The sequence below is a fragment of the Nocardioides humilatus genome (assembly GCF_008373755.1).
In the GTDB taxonomy this organism is placed as follows: Bacteria; Actinomycetota; Actinomycetes; order Propionibacteriales; family Nocardioidaceae; genus Nocardioides; species Nocardioides humilatus.
Map to the genome: position 1 here is coordinate 56,300 of NZ_VUJV01000006.1, position 12,161 is coordinate 68,460.

A 12,161-nucleotide genomic window follows, 5' to 3' on the forward strand; every position below is an offset into this window, starting at 1 on the left:
CCGATCAGACCTCGGAGACGACCACGTCGAGCTGGGTGCCCTTCTTGGTGGGCTCACCGACGTCGACGGTCCAGCCGAGGTCACCCAGCAGTCGAGCCAGCGCGGCCGGGGTGCGGGGGTCGCCGCCGTCCTCGAGCAGCGCGCGGACCAGTCGGCCCTTGGTGGCCTTGTTGAAGTGGCTGACGACCTGGCGCTTGCCGTTGACCTCGTGCAGCACCCGGACGGTCGCCACCCGCGGCGCCAGCTCGACGGGCGGACGCCAGAAGCCGGCGTACATGCTCGACCGGAGGTCGACCAGCAAGCCGCGGCCGACGGACTCGACCATCGCCGGCCCAAGGGACTCGCGCCACCACCCGGCGACCGAGCCGAGCCCGGGCACGGTGGCATCGCCCGACAGGCGGTAGGCGGGGATCCGGTCGCCGACCCGTACGACGCCGAAGAGGCTCGAGGTGATCGCGAGCCGCGAGGCGGCGCGGCGCTTGGCGCCGGGGGAGAGGGTGGCGAGGTCGAGCGCGTCGTAGAGGACGCCGTCGTAGATCCGGTCGGCCCGCGCGGTCGGGGCCTCGGCCAATGACGCGTTGCGGGCGACCAGGTCGAGCTGGGTGCGGGAGAGACCGAGCACGGTCGCGGCGTCGTCGGGCTGGTCGCGGCAGAGCGTGACGAGGGCGTCGAGCACCCGCTCGCGCGCCGGTGTCAGCGACGGCTGGGAGAGCTCCTTGAGCTCCAGCGGGCGACCCCGGCTCGGAGCGGACTTGCCTTCGCTCGGCGGCAGCAGGATCAACATGGTGCCCCCAGCCTAGTAGTCGTGGTCGTGTCCTAACCTCGGGCTCATGCCGAGCAATCTCGTGGTCCGGGTCAAGGAGAGCTCCGCGGCGCTCCGGGCCGCGCTCGCCCAGGTGGAGCAGGAGCTCGAACTGCCCGGCGCCTTTCCTGCCGAGGTGGTCGCGGCCGCGATCAAGGCAGCCGCAGAGCCGGTGCTCCCCGACCTGGACCGCACCGACCTCCCGTTCATCACCATCGACCCCGAGGGCTCGATGGACCTCGACCAGGCCGTCCACCTGGAGCGCGCCGATCATGGCTACGTCGTCCACTACGCGATCGCCGACGTGGCCGCCTTCGTCCATCCGGGCGACCCCATCGATGTCGAGGCACACACCCGCGGCGAGACCCTCTACGGCGCGGGCACCCGGATCCCGCTCCACCCACCCGAGCTGTCCGAGGCGGCCGCGTCGTTGCTGCCCGACCAGGTCCGCCCCGCCCTGCTGTGGACGATCCGGCTCGACACGGAGGGCGTCCCCACAGGAACGAAGGTGGAGCGGGCGCTGGTCCGGTCCCGCGAGCGTTGGTCCTACGTCGGCGCGCAGGCCGCGCTGGAGGACGGCACCGCCGGCGAGGTGCTGCAGCTCCTCCGGGAGGTGGGTCGGCTGCGGGAGCAGCAGGAGCACGCCCGGGGCGGGATCTCGCTCCCACTGCCCGAGCAGGAGATTGAGGTCAACGACGACGGTGACTTCCGGCTGGAGTTCCGCCAGCAGTCGCCCGTCGAGCTCTGGAACGCGCAGATCTCCCTGCTCACCGGGATGGCCGCCGCGACGTTGATGATCGACGGCAAGATCGGCCTGCTCCGCACGCTTCCGCCGGCCGATCCTCGCGACGTGAGCCGGTTGCACCACGTGGCCAAGGGACTCGGCATCGCGTGGGACCCGGCGACGACCTACCCGGAGTTCATCCGGTCCCTCGACACCAGCCTCCCCGCGCACCAGGCGATGGTGGTCGCGTGCACGCGGCTGCTGCGCGGGAGCGGCTACCTCGCCTTCGACGGCGAGGTGCCGGCCGAGCACGTGCACGCGGCGATCGCGGCGCCCTACGCCCACGTGACAGCGCCGCTGCGCCGCCTGGGCGACCGCTACGCCGGCGAGGTCTGCGTCGCTCTCTGTGCGGGCACCCCGGTTCCGGACTGGGGGCGGGATGCGTTGCCCGACCTGCCGAAAGCGCTCGAGGCGTCCGGGCGTCGTGCAGGTTCCTACGGGAGGGCGGTCCTGGACGTGATCGAGGCCGGTCTGCTCTCGGGGCGGGTCGGCGAGGAGTTCGCCGGCGTGGTGACGAGCGTCCGCGAGGACGACCCGCGCAAGGGCGTGGTGATGCTGTCGGAGATGGGCGTCGAGGCGCCGGTCGTCGGGGCGGCCGACCTCCCGCTCGGCACCGACGTGACGGTGCGGCTCGAGGTCGCCGACCTGGCTGCGCGCAAGGTGGAGTTCCGCCTTGGCTGACATCGCGCGCGTCGTACTGGTGACCGGCGGGGTCCGGTCGGGCAAGTCCGCCCATGCCGAGTCCCTGCTCGCCCACGAGCCACACACGACGTACGTCGCTGCCGGGCCGTCCTACGACGACGCCGACTGGCACGCGCGCATCGCGCGCCACCAGGAGCGGCGACCGACCTCGTGGTCGACGCTCGAGACGAGCGACCTCGCTGCCGCCGTCGCCGGCGCGACCGGTCCGGTGCTCATCGACTGCCTCGGCACCTGGCTCGACGCGATCCTGTCGGGCGCGGAGCTGTGGGAGGCGCCGGCGGGGGAGATCGACGACTTCGTGGGAGCGCGCACCGACGAGGTCGTCGCTTCGCTGGCGACGGCTGTCGGCCCGGTTGTCATCGTCACCAACGAGGTGGGGCTCGGGGTGGTGCCCGAGCACCGCTCGGGCCGGCTCTTCCGCGACCTGCTGGGGACCATCAACCAGCGCATCGCCGCAGCGTCCGACGAGGTGCACCTCGTCGTCGCGGGACGGGTGCTGAAGCTCTAAGCGTTGGCGAGGCCGATCAGGAGCGTCGCCAACGCGAGCTCGATCGCGGCGCCGAAGACGTCGCCGGTGACGCCGCCGAACCGACGGACGGCGCGTCCGACGAGCAGCAGCACGACGAGTGCGGCCAGGGCAACGGCGACGGGGCCACGCCAGGTGTCGACGAGGAGGGCGGCGGCGACCAGGCCGGCCCAGCCGAGCAGGGTCCACCAGCCGGGGACGCGCTCGGTGAAGGTCGAGCCGAGGCCATCAGGCCGCGCACTCGGCACCCCGGTGGCGCAGGTGATCCACAGTGCGGCGCGCGACGCGCAGACGGCGAGCCCCGCGATCACCGCGGACCGCACGTCGTCGACGTAGGTGGCGAGCGCGGCGGCCTGGGCACCGAGGACGATCACGATCGCGACGACGCCGGCGGGGCCCGCCGTACCGCTCTTCATGACGGCGAGCGACCGCTCGCGATCGTAGGACGCGGTGAGCCCGTCGGCGACGTCGGACAGACCGTCGAGGTGGAGCGCGCGGCTGCCGAGCGCGAGCGCGCCGAGCGCCACGAGGGCGACGGCGAGCGGTGGGATGGTCGCCTGGGCGCCGGCCCACACGATCGCGCCGACGAGGAGTCCGAGGGGGAGCGCGGCGACGGGTGCCAGCACCATCGCGCCGGTCGCGATCGTGGGGCTCACCCGGGTCACGGCGGGGACCGGGATGGCGGTCAGCGTGCCGATGGCCAGGCGCAGGCTGCGACCAACGACGGCCGGACCGCGTTCGCTCACCGGTGCTCGCTCACTCGGGCGGGAGGAGGTCGGCGAGCAGCGCGACGTCGCGGAGGACGGCCACGGCCGACCGCAGGACGGGCACCGCGGCGACCGCTCCGGATCCCTCGCCGAGCCGGAGGCCCAGGTCGAGGACCGGCTCGAGGCCGAGCTTGGCGAGGGCGAGGGACTGCGCGGGCTCGGTCGACCGGTGGCCGGCGGCGAACCACGCAGCGGCACCGGGAGCGAGCCGGTCGGCCGTCAGCGCACACGCGACGGACATGAGCCCGTCGAGCAGCACCGGCACGCCGCGCTCGGCCGCCCGGGCGAGGTAGCCCGCAGTGGCGGCCAGGTCGGCGCTCCCCAGCGCCTGGAGGGTCTCGACCGGGTCCTGGGTGCGGTCGCCGGCGCGGTCGAGCGCCTGCTGCACGACCTGCACCTTGTGGTCCCAGGTGGCGTCGTCGACGCCGGTGCCGCGGCCGGTGACCTCGGTGGCCGGGAGACCCAGGGCGGCTGCGATGAGGGCAGCCGCCGGGGTCGTGTTGCCGATGCCCATGTCGCCGCTCAGCAGGAGCTGGGCGCCGGCGTCGATCTCCTCGTCGGCGATCGCGCGGCCCGCGGCGAGCGCCTGCTGGACCTCCTCGGCGGTGAGCGCGTCCTCGAGGTGGATCGCGCCGCTGCTCCGGCGCACCTTGTGGGCGCGCACCTCGTCGGGCACGCCCTCGAGGTCGTCGTCGACACCGAGGTCGAGCACCCGGACGTGCACGCCGTGAGCGGCGGCGAGGGCCGAGACGCCCGCCTTGCCGATGACGAAGGTGCGGACCATCGCGCCGGTGATCTCCGGCGGGTAGGCCGAGACGCCGTGCTTCGCGACGCCGTGGTCACCGGCGAAGATCACCAGCCGTACGTCGTCCAGCGGCCGCGGCGGCACCTCGCCCTGTGCGGCGGACAGCCATACGGCGAGGTCGCCGAGACGGCCCAGCGCGCCCGCGGGGGTCGCCAGGCCTGCGAGCCGCTCGGCGGCGGCGGCGCGGACCGACGGGTCCGGACTCGGGACGGGGGATCCGGTCGTGAAGCTGCGATCGGCCATGCCGGGAACCTATCGCCCGCCTCGCCGTGCCACGATCTCGGCGTGACGGCATGGACGGGGCACTCGGTGCTCGTCGTACCTGTGCCTGAGCTGGAGCCGTTCGTCCGTGGCCGGTGGGAGCACTACGAACCAAGCTGGGTGTCGTCGGATCCCGCCTTCACCCACGCCCACCTCACGATCCTGGCGCCCTTCGTCACCGCTCCGACCGCGGACGACCTCGCGGAAGTGGCGGCGATCGCCGCCGAGACGACTCCGATCGACTACGTGCTGGGGGAGGTGCGCGAGTTTCCCGACGGCTGCCTCCATGTCCCGCCCGAGCCGTCGGCGCCGTTCGCTGCGCTGACCCAGGCGATCTGGTCGGCCTTCCCACACTGCCCGCCGTATGCCGGGATCTACGGCGTCGATCCGCACGTCACGCTCGACCAGCGCTCCGAAGCGGTGACGGCCGCGTCTACGGGGGAGCTCCTCGCCGACGCCCTTCCTGCGCGCGGGCGCGCGGACCGACTCGAGCTGCACTGGTACGAGCCCGGCAACTGCCACGTGATGGCGGACTGGAAGCTCGGCGGTGGAGGTGTCGACGGCGGGTCAGCTGACGTTGTTGGTCGCTAGCCGGTGGAGAGCGAGCAGGGCGATGTCGTCGGGCGCCTCGTTGCTGCGCATGTCCTCGAGCAGGGAGGACAACAGCTCGGTGACCTGCTCGTCCGCGTGGTGGTCGGCAGCATCGAGGAGTCGCTGCATCCCGAGCTCGATGTCCTCGGTGCGACGTTCAACGAGTCCGTCGGTGTAGGCGAGCAGGGTCGCGCCGACGGGGACCGTGAAGGTCGCCGGCTCGTAGTCGGTCGTGCCGACGCCGAGCGGAGGCCCGACCGGCATCGGCACGTAGACGCTGCCTTCCGGAGCGAGCACAAGGGGGAGTGGGTGACCCGCGTTGGCAAAGGTCACCTCGCCCGTGGAGCGATCGCCCAGGCCGACGACCGCGGTGACGATGTGCCCGTCCTCGGCGACGTCGAACTGGCGTGAGGCCTTCGCCAGCGCCTCGTGCGGTGCGTTGCCGTCGAGCAGGTAGGCGCGCAGGGTGAACCTGGCGCGCGCCATCGTGGCCACGGCGTCGATGCCGTGGCCCGAGACGTCGCCGACCACGAAACCGAAGTGGTGCTCGCCCAGCTCGATCACGCTGTACCAGTCGCCCCCGATCTCGATGTCCTGCGTGCCGGCGACGTAGCGAGAAGCGATCTCCAGCTCGGGGATCGATGGGTTGACCTGCGGAAGCAGGGCGCGCTGGAGACGGAGCGACATCTCGCGCTCGTCGTCGTACCTTTGGTGGACCTGTTCGTAGAGGTCGTTGATCGTCGTGGCGTCGGCCTCGGCGCGAAGCCGCGCGCCGAAGAGCTGGCGCGCGATGAGCGCGGTGGCGAAGGTCAGCAGGAGACCGCCGATCAGCAGCAGGGCCGGGAGGTGGCGGCCGAGCGGGCTGCCGAGGTGATCGGTCGGTTGAACGACCAACGTCAGCACGGTGTCGCCGAACGGGATCGTCGTGGCGTAGGTGGGGTCGCCCAGGGGCAGGTCGGCCGGATCCATGTCGGTTGTCGTCAGGGAGCCGAGCGTGGTCTCCTCGCCGAGGTAGATCGCGTAGTGGATGTTGGCGTAGGCGGAGTCGCTATCGACGCGGGCGCGCCGGTTCTTCGGGATCGCGCGCTCGGTGTAGACGACGAAGCCGGTCTCTGGATCGGCGCGGGCATACGCGATCCGGGTCCGGTCGCCGACCTCGACCCGCTGCACCACCGAGGTCGAGGTGTCGAGCGCTCGCCCGAGCAGGTCCTGCATCCTCGGCGTCTGAGGTTCGATGCCCGGCTGGGCACCCACCGCCGCCAGCTGCTCGAAGCCCCGGGGGTCCTTGTGCCACAACGATGCGGTGACGAACAACGCCTCCTCACCCATGCTGACGGCGAAGGTGCGCCGGAACACCGAGGGGTTGCCGTCCGGGCCAGCAGCTGCCTGCACCTGAAGGGCCGTGGTGAGGGGCTGCTCGATCACGAAGATCGCCGTCGACAGCACCGCTGCGGCCTGCTTCGCCTGGGTCTCGAGCAGCCGTCGCTCGCTGCTCTCGTCCGCGCGATCGGCCGCCCAAGACGCGGTGGCGGTCAGCAGGATCCCGATCAGCACCGTCGCCACGACGGCAAGCGTCGTGGACGGTCGACCGTCGTCATTCGACCTCTGAGCGAACCGGGCCACGTGGCTCCGCCCTTCCAGCCGTGTCGGAGAGTAGGTGCACCGTAATCGGTGCGGGGCCGCCTGGATGCAGAACATCCGGTTTCCCGCCCGCGGCCGCTGCGAACTCCCCTAGGTTGACCCACCAGCAACGCAGTCGTCGTCTGAATCGAGCTCCCCGATGCAAATGATCGAACGAAAGCGGCGGACCGCGGTCGATCTTGGCCGAGGTCGCCGGGCTCTCTGCGCGGTGGTGGGCCTGGGCGCGTTGGGCGCCGGCGTGGTCGCTGTCTTCGAGACCACCAACCAGGGCGGCACGGTCGCGCTCGTGACGGTCGGCGCGCTCGCGTCGATCCTCGCTCTGGTCGGGAAGGTGCCACTGCGGTGGGTCGTCGCTGGCCACGAGGTCGACATGACCGAGGAGGAGCACGTCATCGAGCGGACGGTCGATGCGTTCGCGAGCGAGATGTCGCCGCTCCAGCTGGAGGCGACCAGCCACTCGCTGATGCAGATGGCCGCTCGGTCGAAGGTCGCCACCGACGCCGAGGTGGCGCGCTACGTCCGCGTCGCCGACCGGCTCCTGGAGACGTCGGAGTTCGAGCGTGAGGTCGAGCTGCGGAAGAAGCAGCTCCTCGGCCTGTTCCCTGGATGGAGCTCGGCCGAGCCCGACGGATCCACCACGGGCGGCGGCGTCGACGGGGTCCTGATCTCTCCGAGCGGCCGGCGGATCGCGATCGTCGCGAAGTTCTACACCGGCGAGCTGACCGCCGACCGGGTCGACCAGATCCGGCTCCAGTCGGTGAAGGTGCTGGAGAACCCGTCGTACGACGGCATCCTGCTGGTGCTCCCCGACGGCGACTGGACCCAGTTCAACAAGCGGCGAGCGGCCCGGGGCACGCCGGTGAGAGCGATCAAGCTCGTCGAGAAGATCCCGAACCTCGAGAAGTGGCTCGGCGAGCTCGACTCCGCGACCGCCGACGTCCCGCTGGAGCACGCCGAGGAGCGGTGAAGGACCGACTGTGAACAGGTGGGGGACGGGCCGACCTGTAAGCCGGGTTTTGTGATCGGTGACCATCCATCTACGACCGCCGTTGCCGGCGGCCTCCAGCGGCCTACCCGTGCACTCGGGCGAGCAGCCCTCGATCGCACACTGTCTGGCCTTGCTCCGGGTGGGGTTTGCCTAGCCGCCCCGGTCACCCGGGGCGCTGGTGGGCTCTTACTCCACCGTTTCACCCTTACCTCTCCTCGGAAGGTGAGGCGGTCTGTTCTCTGTGGCACTTTCCCGCGGATCGCTCCGGGTGGGTGTTACCCACCACCCTGCTCTGTGGAGCCCGGACTTTCCTCGGGACCCGCCCTGTTGCCAGGTCGGATCACGCGGTCACCCGGTCGGCCCGTCCACGCGACACCCTAGTGCGTCGCGCCGGTAGGTTGGGGTCATGTCCTACTGGTTCTGCCTCAAGCACCACGTCGTGGAGCCCGAAGAGGGCTGCCCCAACAAGGACCGGCTCGGGCCCTTCGAGACCGAGGGCGAGGCGTCGCGTGCCCTCGAGAAGGCGGCCGAGCGCACCGAGGCGTGGGACCACGACCCGGTGTGGAACGACGACGCGGAGAGCGACTAGCAGGTGGCAGGTCTGAATCGCCGGCGCCGCATCAAGCCGGTCGTCGAAGGACGCGGTGACCTCTCCTTCACCCCGTTCCTCGGGATGATCCTGATCGTCTCGTCGCTCTTCCTCTACGGCGCCAGCGGGCTGATCGCGCCCTGGTGGGGGATCGTCGCCATGCTCGTGATCTGGCTGGTCCTCTTCGTGCTGTGCTGCCGGTGGTGGTCGGCGCACCCGAAGCGGCTCGTGTGGATCGGCGGGCTGTCGTTCCCGCTCTGGTTCGTGCTCATCGTCGGAGGCGCGCTCGCCTTCGGCTGGAAGTCCTGACGACCCCAAAAATCGTTCTGCGGGGAGTCGGGCGGAGTCCGAGGTGGCTCCAACACCTCAGCTCGTCACGCCCGACACCCCCGCAGAACTCGCGTCGTGCGACCAGAACCCCCCGGACTGGTCGTTGACATCTCCTATTGCACCTTCCGTCTTGACGACTGTCAAGAAATCTCTGGACATCCGTCAAGATTTTGCTTGACGAGTGTCAAGATCGGCCCTCAGGAGGGCTACTCTCGACGCATGCCCGGGCCCGCGGGGCGCAAGCCGCCTGCTGACAAGTACGACGAACGCCGCCGTGCGCTCGCCGAGTCGGCGCTCCTCACCCTGGGGGAGCTGGGCTATGCGAAGGCGAGCCTGCGCGAGATCGCCAACAACTCCGAGTTCAGCCACGGTGTCGTCCACTACTACTTCGAGGACAAGCACGAGCTGATCGTCTACTGCGTCCGCGAGCAGAAGTCGGTGTGCGTGCGGCGTTACGACGGCGTGGTCGCCGACTCGACGACGCCCGACGAGCTCGCCGCGGGGTTCGCGGACAAGCTGGTCGAGACGCTCACCAACGACGCCGCGATGCACCGGCTCTGGTACGACGTCCGCACCCAGAGCATGTTCGAGGACCGGCTGCGCGAGGTGGCCGCCGAGATCGACGGCTGGCTCGAGGACATGATCTGGCGGATCGTGTCGCGCTATGCCGAGCTCGCCGGCGCTGAGCCCGCGATGCCTCCGAGCGTGCTCTACGCGATCCTCGACGGACTCTTCCAGCAGGCGCTGATCGGTGTGACCGTGGGCCGCGAGGGAGTCCTCGACGAGCTGCGCGCCCTGGTCAACGCACTGATGCCGACGATGATCACCGCTCCGGTGGCGGCCCCGGCCTGAGGAAGCGGTCGGCGAGCGCTGCGCCGACGTCGGAGAGGTGCCCGACGATCTCGTCGGTCGTGGCTTCGAGCAGTCCCGACCGCCACGCGAGCATCAGCTCGACGAAGCCGCCGATGCCCAGCAGCACGTTGATGCGCAGCGCCTTGAGGTCGGCGTCGTCGCGGAGGAACTGGGTGGCCATGCCGATCATCAGGTCGGTCGCCATCTGCACGGTGTCGCGGCGTCGCTGCTCGAGGACGGCGCTGCCGTCGTGGTCGCCGAAGATGATCTGGGCCCGTGCCGGTTCGTCGGCGATGTGGTGGACGACCGCATCGACCGCGGCTCGCAGCTGTGAGAGCGCGTCCTGGTCGGCGACCCCGGTGATCGCGTCGAGGAGCATCCCGAGCGTCTCGTCGCGCATCTGGTCCCAGATCGTGCCGAGCAGGGCGTCGCGATCGGTGAAGCTCTCGTAGAAGTAGCGGTCGGTGAGACCGGCCTTCGCGCAGACCCCGCGCATGGTGACGGCGGCCCAGCCCTGCTCCTGCCAGATCTCGAGGGCGGCCTCGACCAGCTGGGCCCGGCGCTCCGCACGGCGCTGCTCGGCGGACTTGCCGCCGTAGCGCCGCGGTGTGACTTTGGCCGATTCCACGGATACATCTTGACGGCAGGTGCCCTCAGATTGCAATCTGAGGGCATGCGCCAGCAGAAATCTCCGCCGGCAAGGGCGTCGTTGCGGAGCCATGCGGCTGCCACGGTCACGTCGTTGACCCTCCGGCCGCTCACGTCCGTCATCCCGGCCAACCGTCCCGGCATCCTCGTCGCACGACGGATCGTCGCCACCACGCTCGCACTGACGAGCCCACGGCTGCCCGGCAGCCGGATCGTGCCGGTGGACCGCTCCACGCGGCGCGGTCCGTCGGTGCGAGGGGAGTGGGTGCGCGGTCCGAAGGCCCGTCGCAACGACGCGGTGATCCTCTACATCCATGGCAGCGGCTACGCCATCTGCTCGGCCCGCACCCACCGGGGGATCACAACGCGGTTGTCGGAGGCCACCGGGCTGCCGGTCTTCGCCTGCGACTACCGGCTCGCCCCGTCGCACCAGTTCCCGGCGGCGGCCGACGACGTGCGGGCGGCGTACTCCTGGCTCCTGAGCGAGGGCCACGACCCCGACCGCATCGTCGTCGCCGGCGACTCCGCGGGCGGCCACCTCGCCGTCGACCTCGCTCTCCAGCTCCTGCGCGAGGGAGCCACGCCGCCGGCTGCGTTGGTCCTCCTCTCGCCGCTCGTCGACCCCACCTTGGAGCTCGCCCGCGCGTGCGCCGAGGTCCGGCCCGACCCGATGGCGCCGATGTCGGTCGTCGAGCGGCTGCTCGACCTCTACTTCGCCGACGCCGATCTCGCCGCCCCGCGGCTGACCTTCACCTTCGACGACGTCTCGGGCTTCCCTCCCACCCTGATCCAGGCCGGCGGCCGCGAGTTCCTGAGGGGCGACGCCGAAGCGCTCGCCACCGCGCTCGACGTCTCCGGCGCCCATTGCGAGCTGGAGGTCTGGCCGGGCCAGATGCACGTCTTCCAGGCACTGCTCCGGGTCGTGCCCGAGGCCGTCCCGGCACTCGCGAGTGCCTCCGATTTCATCGTCGCCGAGCTCGACGCCGCCGAGCGGCGCAGCTCCTTCTCCGTAGTGGAGTCCGCATGAGCAAGAGAACCCACGACACCCACGCCGTCGTCACCGGCGCCGGCAGCGGCATCGGCAGGGCGTTCGCCCTCGAGCTCGCGCGTCGCCACGGCCGGGTGGTCTGCGTCGACCTCGACGAGACCTCCGCCAAGGAGACCGTCGTCATGATCGAGCGGATCGGCGGCGAGGGCCTCGCGGTGGCCTGCGACGTCTCCGACGAGCAGCTCGTACGACGAATGGCGGTCACCGCGACCCAGTGGCTCGGCCGCACGCCGGACCTGGTGGTCAACAACGCCGGCATCGGTGCGGGCGGCCGGGTCGTGGGTGATGCTCCGCTCGAGGACTGGCAGCGCACGCTCGGCGTCAACCTGTGGGGTGTCATCCACGGCTGTCACGTCTTCCTCCCACTGCTGCGGGAGCGGGGCAAGGGCGGCATCATCAACGTCGCCTCCGCCGCCGGGTTCACCGCCGCGCCGCGGATGGCGGCCTACAACGTCAGCAAGGCCGGTGTCGTCAGCCTCTCGGAGACGCTGGCCGCGGAGCTGGCCGGCACCGGCATCGCGGTGACCGTGCTCTGCCCGACGTTCGTCCGGACCAACATCTTCGGCGGCGAGCTGATCGACCCCCTCGCTGCGCAGATGGCCCGCCGGGTCGCCGGCATCGCCGGCTTCTCGCCCGACCGCGTCGCCCGGATGACGCTCGACGCCCACGACAAGGGACGTCTCTACGTCTTGCCCCAGCTGGACGCGAAGGCGCTGTGGCGCCTCAAGCGGCTCGCACCGGCGCCGTACGCCCGCGTGGCCGGGCTGGTCGGCCGCTTCGCACCCGAACCCGATGGCGCCACCGCCACCCCGACCGAGGAGAGCTGA

At 71.2% G+C, this 12,161-nt stretch carries 14 protein-coding genes and 1 other RNA gene; 9 read left to right on the forward strand and 6 right to left on the reverse strand.

Annotated features, from left to right (window positions below; all coding sequences use genetic code 11):
- Nucleotides 1-4: 4 nt before the first annotated feature.
- A complete protein-coding gene (gene yaaA, locus F0U44_RS16525; protein ID WP_149729465.1) occupies nt 5-784 on the reverse strand; it encodes a peroxide stress protein YaaA in 780 nt (259 codons plus the stop codon).
- Nucleotides 785-830: 46 nt separating this feature from the next.
- Between yaaA and F0U44_RS16530 the strand changes: the two genes are divergently transcribed.
- Both F0U44_RS16530 and cobU read left to right on the forward strand, forming a co-directional pair.
- The gene (locus F0U44_RS16530) at nt 831-2,267 is read left to right on the forward strand and encodes an RNB domain-containing ribonuclease (RefSeq protein ID WP_149729466.1); all 1,437 of its coding nucleotides are present in this window, start codon (nt 831-833) and stop codon (nt 2,265-2,267) included.
- Entirely contained in the window at nt 2,260-2,796 is a 537-nt protein-coding gene (gene cobU / locus F0U44_RS16535; protein ID WP_306461720.1) for a bifunctional adenosylcobinamide kinase/adenosylcobinamide-phosphate guanylyltransferase, read from the forward strand. The genes F0U44_RS16530 and cobU overlap by 8 nt, the downstream gene beginning before the upstream one ends.
- On the opposite strand, the gene F0U44_RS16540 is transcribed toward cobU, so the two are convergent.
- Nucleotides 2,793-3,560, reverse strand: coding sequence for an adenosylcobinamide-GDP ribazoletransferase (locus F0U44_RS16540; RefSeq protein WP_149729467.1), 768 nt, complete (start codon nt 3,558-3,560; stop codon nt 2,793-2,795). The genes cobU and F0U44_RS16540 overlap by 4 nt on opposite strands.
- Nucleotides 3,561-3,570: 10 nt before the next feature.
- Entirely contained in the window at nt 3,571-4,629 is a 1,059-nt protein-coding gene (gene cobT, locus F0U44_RS16545) for a nicotinate-nucleotide--dimethylbenzimidazole phosphoribosyltransferase (RefSeq protein WP_149729468.1), read from the reverse strand.
- 42 nt (nt 4,630-4,671) lie between these two features.
- On the opposite strand from cobT, the gene F0U44_RS16550 reads away from it, so the two are divergent.
- Nucleotides 4,672-5,238, forward strand: a complete 567-nt coding sequence (locus F0U44_RS16550) for a 2'-5' RNA ligase family protein (RefSeq protein WP_149729469.1) — start codon at nt 4,672-4,674, stop codon at nt 5,236-5,238.
- Here F0U44_RS16550 and F0U44_RS16555 read toward each other — a convergent pair.
- A complete protein-coding gene (locus F0U44_RS16555; protein ID WP_188113525.1) occupies nt 5,215-6,801 on the reverse strand; it encodes a PP2C family protein-serine/threonine phosphatase in 1,587 nt (528 codons plus the stop codon). The genes F0U44_RS16550 and F0U44_RS16555 overlap by 24 nt on opposite strands.
- Nucleotides 6,802-7,024: 223 nt before the next feature.
- On the opposite strand from F0U44_RS16555, the gene F0U44_RS16560 reads away from it, so the two are divergent.
- Complete coding sequence (locus F0U44_RS16560) at nt 7,025-7,846, forward strand: hypothetical protein (protein WP_149729471.1); 822 nt, start codon at nt 7,025-7,027, stop codon at nt 7,844-7,846.
- 22 nt (nt 7,847-7,868) lie between these two features.
- Here the strand turns inward: F0U44_RS16560 and rnpB are convergent.
- An RNA gene (rnpB, locus tag F0U44_RS16565) (RNase P RNA component class A) lies at nt 7,869-8,231 on the reverse strand.
- Nucleotides 8,232-8,273: 42 nt separating this feature from the next.
- Here rnpB and F0U44_RS16570 point away from each other — a divergent pair.
- From F0U44_RS16570 to F0U44_RS16580, 3 genes are all read left to right on the forward strand, one after another.
- Complete coding sequence (locus F0U44_RS16570; protein ID WP_149729472.1) at nt 8,274-8,456, forward strand: hypothetical protein; 183 nt, start codon at nt 8,274-8,276, stop codon at nt 8,454-8,456.
- Nucleotides 8,457-8,459: 3 nt separating this feature from the next.
- A complete protein-coding gene (locus tag F0U44_RS16575) occupies nt 8,460-8,765 on the forward strand; it encodes a hypothetical protein (RefSeq protein WP_149729473.1) in 306 nt (101 codons plus the stop codon).
- Between the two features lie 240 nt (nt 8,766-9,005).
- Nucleotides 9,006-9,638: a TetR/AcrR family transcriptional regulator gene (locus F0U44_RS16580; protein ID WP_149729474.1), complete on the forward strand. Its 633-nt coding sequence runs from the start codon at nt 9,006-9,008 to the stop codon at nt 9,636-9,638.
- On the opposite strand, the gene F0U44_RS16585 is transcribed toward F0U44_RS16580, so the two are convergent.
- Entirely contained in the window at nt 9,610-10,266 is a 657-nt protein-coding gene (locus tag F0U44_RS16585; RefSeq protein ID WP_223163725.1) for a TetR/AcrR family transcriptional regulator, read from the reverse strand. The genes F0U44_RS16580 and F0U44_RS16585 overlap by 29 nt on opposite strands.
- Nucleotides 10,267-10,311: 45 nt before the next feature.
- Here F0U44_RS16585 and F0U44_RS16590 point away from each other — a divergent pair, with 45 nt between their 5' ends.
- Together F0U44_RS16590 and F0U44_RS16595 are read left to right on the forward strand one after the other, a co-directional pair.
- On the forward strand, nt 10,312-11,313 hold the full coding sequence (locus F0U44_RS16590) for an alpha/beta hydrolase (protein WP_149729476.1): 1,002 nt from the start codon (nt 10,312-10,314) through the stop codon (nt 11,311-11,313).
- Entirely contained in the window at nt 11,310-12,161 is an 852-nt protein-coding gene (locus F0U44_RS16595) for an SDR family NAD(P)-dependent oxidoreductase (RefSeq protein ID WP_149729477.1), read from the forward strand. Before F0U44_RS16590 ends, F0U44_RS16595 begins: the two co-directional genes overlap by 4 nt.